General features: G+C 48.6%; 17 protein-coding genes. 11 read left to right on the top strand and 6 right to left on the bottom strand.

Translation table 11 applies throughout. The features are described 5' to 3' along the window. Nucleotides 1-3: 3 nt before the first annotated feature. The 3 genes from ACYU8Y_RS14760 to ACYU8Y_RS14750 all read right to left on the bottom strand — a co-directional run bounded on the left by ACYU8Y_RS14760 (nucleotide 4) and on the right by ACYU8Y_RS14750 (nucleotide 3613). Nucleotides 4-342, bottom strand: a complete 339-nt coding sequence (locus ACYU8Y_RS14760; RefSeq protein WP_460938483.1) for a hypothetical protein — start codon at nucleotides 340-342, stop codon at nucleotides 4-6. Nucleotides 343-425: 83 nt separating this feature from the next. Then, complete coding sequence (gene pheT / locus ACYU8Y_RS14755; RefSeq protein WP_460938481.1) at nucleotides 426-2870, bottom strand: phenylalanine--tRNA ligase subunit beta; 2445 nt, start codon at nucleotides 2868-2870, stop codon at nucleotides 426-428. 98 nt (nucleotides 2871-2968) lie between these two features. Then, nucleotides 2969-3613 (bottom strand): DUF1684 domain-containing protein, encoded by a 645-nt coding sequence (locus tag ACYU8Y_RS14750; RefSeq protein WP_460938479.1) that lies wholly within the window; start codon nucleotides 3611-3613, stop codon nucleotides 2969-2971. Between the two features lie 185 nt (nucleotides 3614-3798). On the opposite strand from ACYU8Y_RS14750, the gene ACYU8Y_RS14745 reads away from it, so the two are divergent. From ACYU8Y_RS14745 to ACYU8Y_RS14710, 8 genes are all read left to right on the top strand, one after another. Beyond that, the gene (locus ACYU8Y_RS14745; protein WP_460938477.1) at nucleotides 3799-4206 is read left to right on the top strand and encodes a sugar 3,4-ketoisomerase; all 408 of its coding nucleotides are present in this window, start codon (nucleotides 3799-3801) and stop codon (nucleotides 4204-4206) included. Further along, entirely contained in the window at nucleotides 4203-5303 is a 1101-nt protein-coding gene (locus ACYU8Y_RS14740) for a DegT/DnrJ/EryC1/StrS family aminotransferase (protein ID WP_460938475.1), read from the top strand. Before ACYU8Y_RS14745 ends, ACYU8Y_RS14740 begins: the two co-directional genes overlap by 4 nt. A 52-nt stretch (nucleotides 5304-5355) precedes the next feature. Beyond that, nucleotides 5356-6279: a glycosyltransferase family 2 protein gene (locus tag ACYU8Y_RS14735; protein ID WP_460938473.1), complete on the top strand. Its 924-nt coding sequence runs from the start codon at nucleotides 5356-5358 to the stop codon at nucleotides 6277-6279. Nucleotides 6280-6369: 90 nt separating this feature from the next. Continuing rightward, on the top strand, nucleotides 6370-7134 hold the full coding sequence (locus tag ACYU8Y_RS14730; RefSeq protein ID WP_460938471.1) for a class I SAM-dependent DNA methyltransferase: 765 nt from the start codon (nucleotides 6370-6372) through the stop codon (nucleotides 7132-7134). An 80-nt stretch (nucleotides 7135-7214) separates the two neighbouring features. Further along, nucleotides 7215-7817 (top strand): riboflavin synthase, encoded by a 603-nt coding sequence (locus ACYU8Y_RS14725; RefSeq protein WP_460938469.1) that lies wholly within the window; start codon nucleotides 7215-7217, stop codon nucleotides 7815-7817. Nucleotides 7818-7905: 88 nt separating this feature from the next. Beyond that, nucleotides 7906-8682, top strand: coding sequence for a PASTA domain-containing protein (locus tag ACYU8Y_RS14720; protein WP_460938467.1), 777 nt, complete (start codon nucleotides 7906-7908; stop codon nucleotides 8680-8682). A gap of 24 nt (nucleotides 8683-8706) precedes the next feature. Then, entirely contained in the window at nucleotides 8707-10572 is a 1866-nt protein-coding gene (locus tag ACYU8Y_RS14715; RefSeq protein ID WP_460938465.1) for a T9SS type A sorting domain-containing protein, read from the top strand. Nucleotides 10573-10613: 41 nt separating this feature from the next. Further along, the gene (locus tag ACYU8Y_RS14710) at nucleotides 10614-10907 is read left to right on the top strand and encodes a rhodanese-like domain-containing protein (protein ID WP_460938463.1); all 294 of its coding nucleotides are present in this window, start codon (nucleotides 10614-10616) and stop codon (nucleotides 10905-10907) included. Between the two features lie 34 nt (nucleotides 10908-10941). On the opposite strand, the gene miaA is transcribed toward ACYU8Y_RS14710, so the two are convergent. Continuing rightward, complete coding sequence (miaA, locus tag ACYU8Y_RS14705; protein WP_460938461.1) at nucleotides 10942-11838, bottom strand: tRNA (adenosine(37)-N6)-dimethylallyltransferase MiaA; 897 nt, start codon at nucleotides 11836-11838, stop codon at nucleotides 10942-10944. A gap of 373 nt (nucleotides 11839-12211) precedes the next feature. Between miaA and ACYU8Y_RS14700 the strand changes: the two genes are divergently transcribed. Continuing rightward, a complete protein-coding gene (locus ACYU8Y_RS14700) occupies nucleotides 12212-12550 on the top strand; it encodes a winged helix-turn-helix transcriptional regulator (protein WP_460938459.1) in 339 nt (112 codons plus the stop codon). Between the two features lie 61 nt (nucleotides 12551-12611). Continuing rightward, a complete protein-coding gene (locus tag ACYU8Y_RS14695) occupies nucleotides 12612-13208 on the top strand; it encodes a hypothetical protein (RefSeq protein ID WP_460938457.1) in 597 nt (198 codons plus the stop codon). A gap of 120 nt (nucleotides 13209-13328) precedes the next feature. On the opposite strand, the gene ACYU8Y_RS14690 is transcribed toward ACYU8Y_RS14695, so the two are convergent. Together ACYU8Y_RS14690 and ACYU8Y_RS14685 are read right to left on the bottom strand one after the other, a co-directional pair. Continuing rightward, entirely contained in the window at nucleotides 13329-14120 is a 792-nt protein-coding gene (locus ACYU8Y_RS14690; protein WP_460938455.1) for an outer membrane beta-barrel protein, read from the bottom strand. 10 nt (nucleotides 14121-14130) lie between these two features. Beyond that, nucleotides 14131-15477: an SGNH/GDSL hydrolase family protein gene (locus ACYU8Y_RS14685; protein ID WP_460938454.1), complete on the bottom strand. Its 1347-nt coding sequence runs from the start codon at nucleotides 15475-15477 to the stop codon at nucleotides 14131-14133. Between the two features lie 223 nt (nucleotides 15478-15700). Between ACYU8Y_RS14685 and lysM the strand changes: the two genes are divergently transcribed. Then, entirely contained in the window at nucleotides 15701-16168 is a 468-nt protein-coding gene (gene lysM / locus ACYU8Y_RS14680; protein WP_460938452.1) for a peptidoglycan-binding protein LysM, read from the top strand. Nucleotides 16169-16317 lie beyond the last annotated feature (149 nt).

Genomic DNA, 16317 nt, shown 5'->3' with positions numbered 1-16317 from the left:
GGTTTATGACAAACTACTCAAATGAGCAATGCACCGTTCCAATTCCCGGATATACTCGTCGAGTTGTTGTTTTAATTCAGCATTCGTATCTGTCTCAGACAGATTGTCTTTTACAATTATACCAACATCTTTCGACTTTGGTGTATTTTTTTCTGGAATAACTGGTTTTTTCCGTAGTTGTCTTACCAGCTCCTGTTCTTTTCGCAGGCTTTCCTGTAAGGCGGAGTTTTCCAGTTCCAGTTGTTCAACCTGCTTTTGCGTATCGGCATATACTCTCGTCAGCTGCTTGAGTTTATGCTCAAACCGCTCCACGAGGGCAATAATTTGATGTTCGCTTACCACAGGTTTAATCAAGTTTTGAATGATAGATTGATTGAATAATGTTTGTGGCAACTATTCAATCATTCAGTCAATCTATCATTCAATCATTTTCTAATTACCGCGCCTAACTCCTGCTCGAAAGCACTCATCAGCCGTTGCATTGTTTTGTCGATGGTTACATCGGTAAGGGTTTGAGTCGTATCCTGCAACATAAAGTTGACCGAGTAGGCTTTCTTGCCTTCACCGAGGTTTTCACCTTCATACACATCGAACACATTTATCGTGCGTAATAATTTTCGCTCCGTCTGGCGAGCTAGTTTGCTGATCTGTTCGAAGGAAATGGTCTTGTCGATGACGAGCGACAGGTCACGCCGAACTTCAGGAAACTTGGACACCTCCTCGTAACGCATCTTCCCGGAAGCCATCTTCAGCAACGCCTGCCAGTCGAAATCGGCATAGAATACGGGTTGTTTCAGATCGACCAGTTTGGTTAGCTTGGCGTTGACCAGTCCCAGGCTAACCAACGGTTTCTTGTTAACAACGTACGTCAGACCATACTGGAAAAGAGCGGTATCGGCGGGCTGGGTCTCGAATGACTTGATACGGAACAGGTTCAGGACCCGTTGTACGGCCATTGCCAGATCATGATAGGCTACAGGCTGGCCCTTCTGGAGCCAGCTTTCGGGGTTTTGATTCCCGATAATAGCCAGGCTCATTCGCATCCGTTCAACGTATTTGCTCGTGCCATCTTCAAGTTTTACTTTATGGTAGACTTTACCAAACTCAAACGTTTTCAGGTCTTTCTGCCGCCGGTTCAGGTTGTATACCAGTGTTTCCAGCGTTGAAAACAGCAAGGTTTGCCGCATCACAGATAAATCATCGCTCAATGGATTCAGCAAAGTGACGTCGTCGCCGGTCAACGATGGCCGAATTGCATCGTTGTAAGCAGGGCGGGTCAGGGACAGCGTCAGAATTTCGTAGAATCCATTGGCTGCCATTAGCTGGCTTACCCGGCTCTGCCATTGGTCAGGGTCAGTCTTCGGAAATTCAGAGAGTGAATCAGCAGCAAGGTTGGCCGAAAGCGGAATGTTGTCCAGGCCATAAATGCGAAGAATCTCCTCGATGACGTCGGCTTCCCGCGTTACATCGACGCGGTAGGGAGGAACAATCGCCATGAAACTATCTTCCTGAATTGATTCAGCCTGAATATCCAGGGCTTCCAGAATTCGGTGGATTTCAGCATGGTCAATCTTGATACCGATCAGCCGGTCAATATTTCGGTACCGCACTGGCACCCGAAATGCCTCAATCGGCGTCGGGTAAATGTCTGTAATGGCTGAACTGACCGTTCCTCCGGCAATTTCCTGAATTAGCAAAGCTGCCCGCTTAAGCGCAAAGATCGTGATGTTCGGGTCGATACCCCGTTCGAAGCGGAACGATGCATCCGTCTTTAAACCATGATGCTGCGCGGTTTTGCGAACCGAGGTTGGCGAGAAATAAGCCGACTCCAGAAAAATGTGGGTTGTCTGCGCCGATACGCCGGAGTTCTGACCGCCGAATACACCGGCAATACACATCGGTTTTTCAGCATCACAAATCATCAGGTCAGTAGCGGTGAGTTTACGCTCAACACCGTCGAGGGTGACAAACGGCGTGCCTTCGGGTAGCGTTTTGACGACTACTTTGTTGCCCGAAATTTTGGCGGCATCGAAGGCATGCAAGGGCTGCCCCAGATCGTGGCAAACGAAATTCGTTACATCCACAACGTTATTGATCGGGTTCAGGCCAATACTCAACAGACGCTGCTTGAGCCAGTCCGGCGATTCGCCAACCCTCAGGCCACTCAGCGTCAGACCAGCGTACCGTGGGCAGGCCGTCGTATCGTCGACCTGTACATCGAGGGTTAAATCTGTGTTGTTGATCGCAAACGTATCCACAGAAGGTAACCGAAGCGGACGGTTCAACACCGCTTTCAGATCACGGGCCGTCCCTAAATGCGAAGCCGCATCGATTCGGTTGGGCGTCAGGCCAATGGCAATCTGGTAATCGGCTTCGAGATTAAAGTAGCGGGCGGCTGGTGTGCCATTGGGTAGCCGGGACGCCGGACCGTCTGGGTCGAGGACGATAATTCCCGCATGCGATGTCCCTAAGCCGATTTCGTCTTCGGCACAAATCATCCCTTCGGATGCGGCCCCACGAATTTTAGCCTTTTTTATTTGAAACGCATCGCCCGAAGTTGGGTGAAGTGTTGCGCCAACCAAGGCTACAACTACTTTCTGGCCAGCGGCTACATTGGGAGCACCACAAACGATAGGTAGCGGCTGATCTGTCCCTACATCAACTGTGGTTAGACTTAGTTTATCCGCATCCGGGTGTTTGACACAGGTGAGCACCTGACCAATGACGACGCCCTCAAGTCCACCAGGCACGGCCTCTATTTTCTCAATTCCTTCAACTTCCAGACCCGTTGAGGTCAGCAATTTGCCAACTTCTTCGGGTGACTCAGGCAATTCAATGAACTCTTGTAACCATTTATAGGAAACTTCCATACAGCGGCAAAGCAAATTATTACCGCAAAGTTAGCCAATTGCTTGATTGCTCATGCAGATAATTGATGGCAAAATAACTGTATCAGCAATATGTCGCCCTATTCATGTGTACTATATTTTTCGCCTGCTTTTACGGCAATGGGTAGTTTGTTTTCGGCAGGCGGTAACGGACAGGCATATGTCGGCGCGTAGGCGCAATAAGGATTATAGGCTGTATTGAAATCAATAATGGCCTGACTATCCGACATTTGTGCCGGGTCAAGTTCGATGTAACGCCCCCCACCATATGTGTCCTTACCTGACGTTTCATCGCGAAACAGAATGGAATAGGTATTCGCGAGTTTTACGATCAGCAACCGGTGCGCTTCGCCATTCAGGCTGAATACGGCATGGGCAAATTTTTCGTACACCTCTTCGCTACCATCGCTCATGTGGACAACCAGCTTCTGCGTTTTATCGGCAAAGGGCTCAAGCCGGGCCACCACGCGGTAAGCGGGATCGGGTGAAAAATAGCTGAGTCCGTTGAAAGCTGATTTATCCCGAATGGGCGACTCCCCACTGGTGCGCATAAACTGATCTTTCTCTGCTCGCTTTTCGGTTAACAGTTGCCGGTACGTTTCGGGTTTTACCGTTGCTTCCAAACCACCCGCAGACGTCATATTGCCTCCATCGAAAAACGTGAAGTACAATACAATCAACGTAAGTAGAAATAACCCCGTTAGAAAAAACTTATTCTTTATCATAACTTAATGACCATAAATTAACTTTCAAGTAAAAACAATCGATCCTATAGTAACTGATGATCAGGTAATTTTGAGTAATTGTGCTTACTTTTTTCAATCGCGTTACATTCGGACTGTATAGTTTTTTTATATATTTAGAGCCTTAGGTGAATACTTCCTTTTTCAAAACTAAAATTTAACTCAGAATGGCCAAACTCTATGAATTGGAAACATTTGAATCAAGCACCGGAAATCTAACCGTTTTTGAAGGAATTATGCCCGGTGTCATTCAACGCGTCTTTTACATTTATGAGGCTGGCCACACCGCCCGGGCGGGCCATCGGCACCGCCGTACCTGGCATGCCCTCGTTTGCCTGACTGGCAGTTGCCGCGTCTACAATAACAACGGAACACAGGAAGACATCTTTCTGTTGACTAACCCCCGACAATGTCTGGTTCTGCAACCCGAAGACTGGCACATCATGGACCTGTTTTCTGACAATGCTATTCTGCTGGTCATGTCGAATGAATTGTACGACAAAGACGATTACATCTACGAGCCTTACCCAACCGGTGAAGGTGTGAATCGAATACTTATGGCTCATTCGGAATGATTCCGTTTTTAGATCTGAAGCAAACGAACGAGCCACATCAGGCGGCAATTCGACAGGCGATTGAGCGGGTCACGGATTCTGGGTGGTATATTTTAGGCCGGGAAGTCGAAGCATTTGAACAGCAGTTCGCGGCTTATTGCCAGACACGGCACTGCATTGGCGTTGCCAATGGACTTGATGCCTTGACCCTGGTGCTGAGGGCCTGGGATTTCCCTTCTGGCAGCGAAGTGATCGTTGCCTCAAACGCATATATTGCATCGGTGCTGAGCATCACCCACGCCGGTTTGCTGCCCGTTTTTGTTGAACCCGATCCGCAGACGTATTTACTCGATCCCTCCCGGATAGAGGTTGCTATCACATCCAGAACGAAAGCTATTTTACCCGTCCATTTATACGGGCGCTGCTGCGATATGGCTCCCATCAGCGTGCTGGCAAAGCAGTATGGTTTAAAGGTATTGGAAGATGCCGCTCAGGCACATGGCGCAATGTATCGGGCTGGTAGCGCCAATCGGCGAGCCGGTAATCTTGGCGATGCGGCAGGCTGGAGTTTTTATCCCAGCAAAAACCTCGGTGCCCTGGGGGATGCCGGAGCCATCACTACCAACGACGACGCACTGGCTGAACACCTGCGGGCAATGCGAAATTATGGCTCCAGCCGGAAGTATGTCAATGACTACGTAGGCCAGAATAGCCGTCTGGACGAGTTACAGGCGGCCGTATTGTCAGCGAAATTGCCCTTGCTCGATCAGGCTAACGCCCGACGACGCTCACTGGCCGAACGGTATTTGAATGGCCTGAAAAACCCGGCTATCCAGTTACCTCCGGCTAATCAATTGGCGCAGGATGCCTGGCACCTGTTTGTCATCCGGCATCCACAACGTGACGATTTTCGGACGTATCTGCACGAACGGGAAATTGGTACCGATATACACTATCCTATTCCGCCCCATCGACAACGGGCCTATCCGGCGTTTGCTCATTTATCATTTCCGATTGCCGAACAGTTGCACCAGGAGGTAGTCAGTCTGCCACTTAATCCGGCCCTGTCGGATGAGGATATAGAGTATATTATTGAGACGATAAATTTAATGAGTTAAAGAGCGAAAAGCGGTTCAATGGACACTCTTTTCGCTCTTTCGCTATTTTATCATGCACCTGTCCGTAGTTATTCCGGTTTATAACAGTGAGCGCACTATAGCGCCATTGGTCGACCGCTTGCAAACATGCCTGAGTGAAAGACTAGTTGAGATCATACTGGTTAATGACGGAAGTAGTGATCGTTCGGAAATAGTCTGCCAGGAGCTTGAAGACCGGTTCGATAACGTTCAGTTTATCTCGCTGCGCCGAAACTTTGGCGAATTCAACGCGGTGCTATGCGGACTCACCCAGGCTGAGGGGGCGTATGTAGTCATTATCGACGACGACTTTCAGAATCCTCCCGAGTCCATTCTGACGCTCGTTCAGACCGCCGAAACGGGTCAGTACGATGTTGTGTATAGCCGCTATGCGCAAAAGAAACATCACTGGTTTCGCAATGTAGGTAGCTGGCTGGTCAATACCTTAACGACGTATTCCATCGATAAGCCGCGCGATCTCTACCTGTCGAGTTTCAAACTGATACGGCAGGAAGTTGTGCGGGAAATTATCCGCTATCAAGGACCGTATCCTTATATCGATGGATTGATCTTTCGGACAACGCGTAACATAAGCAGCGTGGAAGTGCCGCACAATGCCCGCCTTGACGGGCATTCGAATTATACCATTCGTAAGCTGATCTCCCTGTTTCTGAACGTGTTTATTGGCTATTCGTTATGGCCCATTCGGGTGTTTACAGTTTTGGGGGCGGCCTTGTTTGGCCTAGGTTTTCTGAGCGGTGTACTCCTTCTGGCTGGCTGGCTGCTCCACGGCATAACCCTGGCGGGCTGGGCAGTCATTACCTGGGCAATCGTAACAGGATTGGGCATTCAACTCCTCTTTTTGGGTGTATTGGGGGAATATTTGGGTAAGTTATTTATGGCGTACAGTGGTTTGCCCGCGTACGTTGTTAAAAAGAGCGCAAGAGTGAAAGAGTGAAATCGGACCGCAGCCGCGGACGGTCGCCGATGCGAAGCGGTTCAATGAGGTACTTTCTCATTCTTGCGCTCATTCACTTTTTCAACTCTCATGATCGGTCGTAGGGAAGAATACGAAAAAATGTTTCGGCTGGAAGGGCAACTGTGGTGGTATCGTAGTTTGCACGAGCGTGTCGGTTCGGCGCTGCAACAAACGTTTGGTCAGCACCGGGATATAGCCATTCTGGATGCTGGTTGTGGTACGGGCGGCTTGCTGGATTTTTTGCGTAAGCAAGGCTACACCAATCTGAGGGGAGTCGATGGTTCGGCCGATGCCGTAGCGTTCTGTCAGCAGCGCAAACTCCCGGTTTCTCTGATCAACTTGACTGATCTTACTGGCTTCGAACCAGATACGCACTACGATGCGATCATTTGTAATGATGTGTTTTGCTATTTTACAGACGCCGATTTACGCCCTTTGCTGAACAGCCTTTCAGACCGGCTGAAGCCCAATGGCATTTTGGTGAGCAACAACAACGCGTTCGACCTATTTCGCGGAGAGCACGATGTCGCCGTTGGCATTCTCCGTCGATTTGTTCGGGCCGATTTTGACCGGCTGCTGCCGCATCATGGCCTGTCTATTCAGTCGGCTACCTATTGGAGCTTCGTGTTGTCGCCACTGATTCTCCTGATTCGACAGTGGCAGCGTTTACCACTGGCACTAGGTTGGCGTTCTGCTGACGAGGCCCAATCAGATGTGTATTTACCAGTTTCCTGGGTCAACGAAACCCTTTATCGGATTGTCCGGGCTGAACAGGCATGGATGCGCCGAACCCCCTTTGGCAGTTCGCTGTTCATGGTAAGTAAGAAGTCGTAGTTGGTTACCCATACGGCTTTCGCTAGTCTGCCGAAGCGGTCAGCGAGTAACAACTTATTTATATACGACTTAGAATTTTTATGTTTACAGGTATTGTTGAATCCACCGGTATTGTATCGGGTATTGAGGCAGAAGGTACTAACCTAACATTCCGCATTGAGTCGGCACTGGCTCCTGAGCTGAAAATCGACCAGAGTGTAAGCCATAATGGTGTTTGCCTGACCGTGACCAGCATTGCCGATGGAAGCTACACCGTAACGGCCATCGATGAGACCTTAAAGAAAACGAATCTGGGTAAGCTTACTACGGGTAGTTGGGTCAACCTCGAGCGGTGTATGCCCGCCAATGGCCGCTTCGATGGGCACATCGTTCAGGGGCATGTCGATCAAACGGGTATCTGCACCAACGTACAGGACATGAACGGTAGCTGGCTATTCGATTTTCAGTATGAGGTAGGAAATGAACCGGCAAGCCAGAACGTAACGGTCGAAAAAGGATCTATTTGTATCAATGGGGTCAGTTTAACCGTTTTTAATTCAGAAACGGATCGTTTTCGGGTGGCCATTATTCCGTACACGTACGAGCATACCAATTTTCGACATCTCAAGGCTGGCGACGTTGTCAATCTTGAGTTCGATATTGTGGGTAAATACCTTAAAAAAATGTTTGCGGGCTATCGGTAGCCCGTTATGGATTCTGCTACTTTTGTGAAACTAGTAAACCAACTGAACCGAGTGGTGCCTGGAAAGCGCCACGAATCACTACTCCCGAATGGCTAAAATCAGCACCCGCTCCTTTTCTGACCTGCTGATCCATATTGGCATTATCATAGCCCTGCTGGTGGCCTTGTTTCTGGCGTTTTTCTTTGTTTATCTGCCTTTTACGACAAATCACGGGCAAACCATTACGGTGCCCGATGTGACGCGACTGAGTCTGGACGAAATGGAGAATCTGCTGGACGATCGAGACCTGCGTTATGAGGTAAGCGATTGCACATTTGTGGCCGGCGCTCAACCTTTGACCGTTATACAACAGTATCCAAGGGCTAATTCTAAAGTAAAAGAGGGTCGTAAGATTTACCTGACGATTACCAAACGGGTGGCTCCGATGGTGCAGATGCCCAACCTGGTTAGTCTGACACTTCGGAGTGCACAGTTGAACCTTAAGTCGCTGGACCTGGTGAGCGGCCCGCCCATTTATGTACCCGATGTAGCCAAGAATTCGGTGCTTCGGCAGTTGTATAACGGGAAGGAAATTACGGCCGGAACGCCCATCCCGAAGGGTGCTCAGATCGATCTCGAGGTTGGTGATGGTCTGGGAAGTACGATGTTTGAGATTCCGAACGTTGTAGGGTTACCTCTCGATGAAGCCGAAGCAGCTATTCGTGGATCGAACCTGAAAGTTGGCACGAAAATTTCCGTTGAAGACCCTGAGAAGGAAGTCGGCACCGTAGTCCGGCAGCGGCCCGAAGCCCGGTCTGGCGAACGCATTCGCGTTGGCGAAACAATGGATTTGTGGATCGTGGGGCCCATTGAGCCAGACCAGTAAACCCATTTCCGGCCCTGATACCCGATGAGAATTGCGTTAGTTTGTCAGCCGCTTAATCCATTTGCCGGACGTTGTCTGCGCGGTCTTTTGTTGCTGTTTTTTAGTTTATCATACGTACTAGTGAAGGCTCAAACTCCGCTGAGCCTTCCTTTCTTCGACGATTTTTCGACGGCCAGCGGTCGCCCCGGCTTTGATCAGCCTGACCCAGCCCTTTGGCAGCCAGGCAGTGGTGTGTATATCAACAACACCATGGCGATTGGTCAGCCCACGGTCAACGTTGCCTCGTTTGATGGTTTACAGGCGAATGGCCGCCCTTATGTCCAGAACTCCCCGTTGGCCCAGGGCTATACCGATACATTAGCGTCATTGCCCATCAACCTGGCCGGTTTAACCGTTGCCGATTCCGTTTATTTAAGCTTTTACTGGCAGGCTAAAGGGCTGGGCGAGTTACCCGATCCGGGCGATTCATTGAGCCGACTGGCGGGCGATTCGCTCACCGTCCAGTTTCTGGATCGCACCGGTACCTGGCGAACGGTATGGGCCAAAGTGGGTGGTATCGTTAACAATAACTTTTTTCAGGTTTTCATCCCGGTTCAAAATGCAGCCTATTTTCATGCGGGCTTTGCCTTTCGGTTTCGTTCGTTCGGGCGTGAATCCGGACCGTTCGATACCTGGAATGTCGATTATATTTACCTGAACCGGGGGCGTTCAGTCAATGATCGATTCGTGAAAGATGTCGCTGTTACGAAGGCCCTTACTCCGCTATTGAAGCGCTATACAGCCATGCCGCTCGCGCAATATGTCGTTGATCCGGCCAGTGAAATGGCAGATTCGGTTAGGACAGAAATCAACAACCTGTTCAACAACTTCAACTTTACAACCTTTGACTTCACCATACGGGATGAGGTGTCGGGGCGTATTGTGCAGGACGATCCGCAGACCAGTTCAATGTTGATACCATCGCTCAGTTCGCAGCGGAAAGCCGCCAAGCCAGCTCCTGTTTCGGGCCTGGGCTCAGCGACCAGAGCCTTGTTGCGATATAAATTTGACTTGCTCACCACTGACGATCAGAATCCATCCATTCCCGGTGTCAATCTTCGGCGAAACGATACGATTTCGGCCGTAGCGGCTCTCGATGACTATTATGCTTACGATGATGGTACCTGGGAATATGCCCAGCAGATCAGGCAACGAGAACAGATAGCGATTCGGTTTATCCTGAATAAACCCGATGCGATTGGGGGCGTTCGGGCGTGTATTGTGCCTTTTACAACCAATCAGACGGGCCAGTCATTCGTCATCAATGTTTACAGCAACCGGGCGGGTCGGCCCGGTACAGCTATCTACCAGCAGGCGTTCACGATGCAGTATCCAACATCTCGCAATGGATTTGTCGAATTTAAATTCACGAAGAGTGTCTCCGTAAAGGATACATTCTACGTTGGTTACCAGCAGATCAGTAGCAGTGATACGACGTTTCTGCGCCTGGGGTTCGATAAAAGTAGTCCGTTTGGAGCGCAGATTTTTTACAATGCGGGTAGTAACTGGGATCAGAATTTAACTACCCCTTCGCTGAATGTACAGGGGGCATTTCTGCTACGGCCCGTTATGGGTGCTAAACCCGACACCATCGTGACGGCTGTTCCGGAGCCCGAGCCCCTGGCTTTACTGCGTACTTATCCGAATCCGACCACGGGTATTGTTCGATGGGATAATCCCGATCTAACGCAGTTAGCTGTTATGAACAGCGCGGGCCGGATACTACTCACACTTGAACCAAGTCGCGGGCAGCAAACGTTAGATTTAAGTTATCTGCCCGATGGTCTATATTTAATCCGTCTTTTCGCGGATAAACGATCGGCTGTACAAAAATTGATTATTCAACATTAACGAAGCGATACCTCAGTTCGTTTTCATCACAATTATTGACCATGGATATTACCGTACAGGAGTTGAAAGAGCGGCTCGATAAGGGCGAGAAATTGAATTTGTTCGATGTTCGGGAGCCCAATGAATACGAAGCGGACAACATTGGCGCTACGTTAATCCCCCTTGGCGACTTGTCGTATCGGTTGGATGAACTCGATGGCTTGCAGGATGAAGAAGTGATCGTTCATTGCCGGTCTGGCAAACGTAGTGGTATGGCGCAGCAGATTCTGGAAGAAAACGGATTCAACAACGTTCGAAACGTTATTGGCGGCATGCTGGCCTACCGGGCGCAGTGAACGAGCGATGAGCGATGAATGATTTTTCGTAGAATCATTCATCGCTCATCAATATAGTAAGCACTTCTTCCTTGTCTTCTGGGCCTACCCATCTGTAATTTCCCTGATTTCTGAACCAGGTTAGTTGTCGTTTAGCGTACCGTCTTGAGTTGCGCTTCAGTAAACGAACCATCTCATCATACTCGTAAATACCATCCAGATAAGGAAAAACCTCCTGATAGCCAACTGTTTGTAAAGCAGATAGTTGACGGTATGGGGAAAGCGAACGAACCTCATCGAGCAAGCCCTCCTTAAGCATCGTATCCATTCGGACATCAATGCGCTCATACAGTTCTTCGCGTGGTCGTTCCAGTGCGATCAGCACCGACCGGAATGGGCGCTCAACCGTCTGTCGCCTGCGAAAAGAGGAATAAGGCTCTCCTGTGGATAGACACACTTCCAAAGCCCGTGTTACCCGAACGGGATTCTGTAAATCGGCGGTTTGGGCGTAAACCGGGTCTAACAAACGCAGTTCATGCTGTAGTTTTTCTAATCCTTCCACTTGAAGCCGGGCAAACAAATGTTCGCGCAACGACGAATCAACGGCGGGCATATCGTCCAGACCGAAACAAACCGCATTGATATAAAGCCCCGTTCCACCCGATAAAATTACGACCTCTCTGGTCCTGAAAAGTTCGTCGAGCAGGTGTAGACACTCCCGTTCATAGCGTCCGGCATTCACCGGATCCAGAATGGAGTGAGAATCAATAAAATGATGCCTGACGCCATCCATTTCTTCATGCGTTGGCTTTGCTGTGCCAATGCTCAGCTCACGATACAGCTGACGAGAGTCGGCAGAAACCACATCGGTTTTCAGGTCTTTGGCCAATTGAACACACAAGGTGGTTTTTCCAACCGCCGTAGGGCCTGCAATAACAAGTAAAGTTTTCAAGGCTAAATCAATAAGACAACAAAGGTAAACCAGAGAAATATAGACTAGCAATCCGTTGGCCATGTTGCCCGTTTCCTAACAATTTTGTGCGTACAAACGCCTAACTATATACTATCTGAGTTTGTGGTAAAGTAAGTGCTAACCATTTTATTTTGAATCAGTATAAATCTCAATTAAACGCTTAATTTTTGATTTAAAAAAAATATTTTTTTGTTGATTAATAGCTAGTTAACATAAATATCTTTTTTTAAACAATCAGTGAGGAAAAATGGGCATGCTTTAGATTTATTACAAATTTATATATTTGCTATTATTGATATAACTATCTTCTAGTCAGTGAGTTACGAACCAAAAGGTTAGTAGCTGTTTTCTCATGAACGAACCCATTGAAAATCGAAAATCCATTGACCCAAAGTATTCATCTCTTCAGAAAACATTAGACATCATTTGCGGAAAATGGAGGCTTTATATAATTTATCAGGTAGGTACTGAAGCCCGACGTTATGGTGAATTACGCCGAATGATTCCTGAAGTAAGTGAGAAAGTTTTGATCCAGGAACTTAAAGTTCTGGTGAGTTTGGGGGTTATTGAAAAAAAGTCATACAGCGAGGTACCACCTCGCGTTGAATACAGATTGACGACTAAAGGGATACAGGTATTACCTACTTTGCTGAACCTGACGTCAATCGGAGAATTGTTTCTGGAACCGTAAGGGGGTCAACTTTTTTTTACTTCGTGTCGTTGTTTATCAACACATAAAGTAAATAGAGTCAATGGTTTGGAAGATAGGTGGTCTTTTGGTAGGCGTAATATGGCTTGTCGAGCTGGCTCAGGGCAGCCGACAGCGTATTCTCCCAATAGCACCTGTCTATCCGCAATCGGCTCCTGTCAAAAGCCAGTTCAATAAATCACTACGGTTCAACGTATACACATTTACTGTAACGGCTGCGGATACCGGGCGCGTACGTGAGGTGCAGGTTAAGGCTTATCGCGGAGAATTACTCCTGACCAACTTCCGAGTGCGTATTGAGGGAATGGTGACCGGCGCAGAAATAGCGGACCTGGATAATAATCGCTTGCCTGAATTATATGTTTACAGTACCACTAGTGGAAGTGGTTCGTTTGGCCGTGTCTATGGCTGGCAGTTTTTGCCGGAGCGAAAAGCCGATATTACGTCTATCAACTGGCGAGACAGGATGCCAGAAGGCTATATGGGCCATGATAGTTTATGGGTCGAGCGGGATATCCTGTGCCGCAAGTTTCCGGTATATCAACCCGGCGATGCTAATGCCGAACCGTCTGGTGGCTATCAAATGATGCGCTACAAATTACGCCCAGCCGGTGCCGGGTTCACATTAACAGCGGACTAGCGCGCGAAAAAAGTAAATCTAGTACCCCAATAGTTACCGAGGGATTCACTGTCTGGATCAAAAAGAACGTGGCTGACGCGATTAACAGATGCGTCAGCCACGTTCTTTTATTGACTTGCCCTAAAACACTTTGAAGCCAAGGGTAACCGTCGCGATGCCCAGAAAACCCGTAATATTGGAATCTTTATAAACTCCACCAACCGGAACGGCATACCGAAGATCAACATCCAGCAATGGAATCGGTGAGTACCCAACGCCAAGTTCAACCGCGTAGGTAAAGTCCTTAACTTCCAGATTCTGAGCTTCGTACTTGTTAAGTAGATTCGTGCTTGCGCTCGACGCCGGAATGGGTGTTTGTTGAAAACTTACAGCTGAGTTTGCGTTGATAACCCCGGATGTTGTCCGGTCGAGTGTTGCTTTCTGCACAAAAATGAAGTTAGGACCGGCGTAGCCACGCAACTTCCCTCCCATCCAGCGTTTGCCGAATAAGATGGGTACGTCAACCGCTTCCAGTACAGACTCCGACGTTGCATTCAGGCTGGCGTTGAGCAGGCCAGGCTGTATAGTAATGGGTAACGCATTGGCCAGGGCTGCGTTCGCATTTACATCGAGGGTGACGGCGGTTTTCTGTTTCAGGACAAACCGGTTGTAGGTGACTTCGGCCTGAATGAAAAACGTATTGAAGTTTTTCCGCGCCCACAATCCACCTGAATAACCGTAGCCAATCCCGTTGTTTTTGTTTTCCAGGGCCGGTACCTGGACACTGCCTATCGTTTGGGCCGGAACTTTGGTGAATCCGTGCGTGAAGGTGGCTCCTCCTTTAATTCCGAACTCGAACGGGCGAGTTTGGGCTACGGCTGTCGACATGCTGATCAGAAACAGCGCAGCTATTGATAGTTGACTTATTTTCATAAACGGACGATTATTGTTGCAGCAATACACGACGATAATTGGCTGGGTTAACCGTTGGTATGGTTGCCGTGTATTTTGCATTGATTTGTTTAATGATCTCATTGGCCATCAGGGCATAACCGGCGGGCGTCAGATGGATACCATCCAGGCTGAATACGCCACCCTGAATGAAGCTGGCTCTGTACGTGATGCCGTTTTGAGTAAGACCTCCTGAAGAAGCTACCTGGCTCAAAACCGCATTCGGATCAACGTACGCTATGCCTTTGGCATCAGCCTGGGCCTTCATAATACCATTATACGCACTGACGCTGGCGTTCAACGCACTCACCTCATTACCATCCAATACAAGCCTGTCAGGCAGTGGATTGGCCGGGCTTAGTCCGTAAGGGCCTGTTTTGGTGCCTACCGTTGAACTCCCAATATTCGCGTATTCGGTTGCGTTGGCGAGCATCAATAAATCGCCCGTCTGCGTAGTGCGGATACCATTCGCCGTCTGAATGTACAAGGCCGCTATCGGTGTTGGTGGATTCAAAAGGGCATTGATGTTTGCCAGCACAAGCGGGACAGTAATGGTCGTGTAATAAGGCGCTGTCGTAATATTCGGAATCCCAATGACCACGCCTTTCCGATTGCCCTCGGTCAGCTTGTTCATGGCAGCAGTAAAGTTTGTGGTGAACAAGGCCGTGGGTGTCAACGGTGTTGCGCCCCCCGAAGTAGCATACCCGAGTGCATCATTGTTGCCTAACCAGCAGGAAAAGAACGTAGCGCCGTTCAGGTTATCGCTCATGTACTGGAAGTAGGTTGTGGCAGACGGATCGGCGACCAACCGCTCAAGATAAGGATTAGCCAATCCATAGTTTGGGGTTAATATATCAGACACCCGAATACCCGGTACACCTAAATTTTGGTTAGCGTCGGTAAACTTGGTCAATAAAGGCAAGCCGCCAACAACCGTAGTCCCTCCTCGTGCGGCTCCGGGAGCTACCGTAGCAATCGACGTGATGAGGGAAAGGGGGTTAGCCGCATTCGGTACTTTAACAAGTTTTAAATAGCCTGCTCCAGCCGCCTGAGCCTCCGTAAATAAAGGTTGCACGAAGTTGCCGCCACCCACGGTGGCAAACTGAGCTGCTAAAATGCTGGGATACGAGTTAAGCTGACTATCCCGATAAAGGCCGCCATCGGCATAACCAGCTGTCAGTGAGTTACCCACGGCCACGTATTTGCTGAAGTCGGCACTCCCCTTTGTAGGCGCTACGCCGTTGCCAGCGTTGGGGTCGATGTCATTGTTTGTACAGGCGTTTATGCCCGCAAATATTGACAGCATCAGCCCCCACCGAAACCTGTTTTTTAGTTGCATTCGACTATGTTGTTGATAGTAAGAAATTGAGATAAACTTGCAAAAAAATAACGTAAAAGTAATTCGTTTCTGCATACGTAGCTGCGCTTATTCTCACAAAACTCCCGAGATTAAGTATATTTAATTTTAAACAAAGATTACCCTCCGGCAGTTGTTTGTCATAAGTGAGTTCGCTTAATTGCCGACCATTTAATGCTTGTTTCATTAAAACCATATTAAACAGATGGGTCTTTTATCATTCTTTAAAGGTGTAGGCGAAAAAATCTTTCACAAAGATGCCGTAGCTCCTGAGCCAGCTCAGGCAGAAACCGTCGAGCCCGTACGCGCTCAGGCATTGCTTGATCACGTTAAGCAACTGGGTTTGGCGTATAACAGTTTGACTGTAAAAACGAAAGGAGACACAGTTACGATAACAGGCTCAGTTAAATCGCAGGAAGATGCTGAGAAAATTGCCCTGGCGGTGGGTAACGTAGAAGGCGTATCGGCCGTAGACAACCAGTTATCGGTTGAGACGCCAGCACCGGAAGGAAAATACTACACGGTGAAATCAGGTGATTCGTTGTCGAAAATCGCCAAAGAAGTGTACGGTGACCCTATGAAGTACGGTATCATTTTTGAAGCGAACAAGCCAATGCTGAAAGATCCTGACCTGATTTATCCTGATCAGGTCCTGCGTATTCCGCAGTTATAAAAAGCCTTAAGCAGGCAAAAAGCAGGGTGATCATAGAGTAAAGCGCTTTCTGTGAAGGAGATAGCTTTATTCTATGATCACCCTGCTTTTTTGTGCGTACACTGCCTAACTACTACACGCAAAAACGAACATTCGGACCAATGACCAGT

The organism is Spirosoma humi, assembly GCF_054776575.1.
Note: the sequence above shows the minus strand (reverse complement) of the source record. Positions and strands in the feature narration are given on the sequence as shown.

Coding starts and splice junctions, on each gene's coding strand:
- pheT (WP_460938481.1), bottom strand. CDS start 2,870: ATGGAAGTTTCCTATAAATGGTTACAAGAGTTCATTGAATTGCCTGAG.
- ACYU8Y_RS14750 (WP_460938479.1), bottom strand. CDS start 3,613: ATGATAAAGAATAAGTTTTTTCTAACGGGGTTATTTCTACTTACGTTG.
- ACYU8Y_RS14745 (WP_460938477.1), top strand. CDS start 3,799: ATGGCCAAACTCTATGAATTGGAAACATTTGAATCAAGCACCGGAAAT.
- ACYU8Y_RS14740 (WP_460938475.1), top strand. CDS start 4,203: ATGATTCCGTTTTTAGATCTGAAGCAAACGAACGAGCCACATCAGGCG.
- ACYU8Y_RS14735 (WP_460938473.1), top strand. CDS start 5,356: ATGCACCTGTCCGTAGTTATTCCGGTTTATAACAGTGAGCGCACTATA.
- ACYU8Y_RS14730 (WP_460938471.1), top strand. CDS start 6,370: ATGATCGGTCGTAGGGAAGAATACGAAAAAATGTTTCGGCTGGAAGGG.
- ACYU8Y_RS14725 (WP_460938469.1), top strand. CDS start 7,215: ATGTTTACAGGTATTGTTGAATCCACCGGTATTGTATCGGGTATTGAG.
- ACYU8Y_RS14720 (WP_460938467.1), top strand. CDS start 7,906: ATGGCTAAAATCAGCACCCGCTCCTTTTCTGACCTGCTGATCCATATT.
- ACYU8Y_RS14715 (WP_460938465.1), top strand. CDS start 8,707: ATGAGAATTGCGTTAGTTTGTCAGCCGCTTAATCCATTTGCCGGACGT.
- ACYU8Y_RS14710 (WP_460938463.1), top strand. CDS start 10,614: ATGGATATTACCGTACAGGAGTTGAAAGAGCGGCTCGATAAGGGCGAG.
- ACYU8Y_RS14700 (WP_460938459.1), top strand. CDS start 12,212: ATGAACGAACCCATTGAAAATCGAAAATCCATTGACCCAAAGTATTCA.
- ACYU8Y_RS14695 (WP_460938457.1), top strand. CDS start 12,612: ATGGTTTGGAAGATAGGTGGTCTTTTGGTAGGCGTAATATGGCTTGTC.
- ACYU8Y_RS14690 (WP_460938455.1), bottom strand. CDS start 14,120: ATGAAAATAAGTCAACTATCAATAGCTGCGCTGTTTCTGATCAGCATG.
- ACYU8Y_RS14685 (WP_460938454.1), bottom strand. CDS start 15,477: ATGCAACTAAAAAACAGGTTTCGGTGGGGGCTGATGCTGTCAATATTT.
- lysM (WP_460938452.1), top strand. CDS start 15,701: ATGGGTCTTTTATCATTCTTTAAAGGTGTAGGCGAAAAAATCTTTCAC.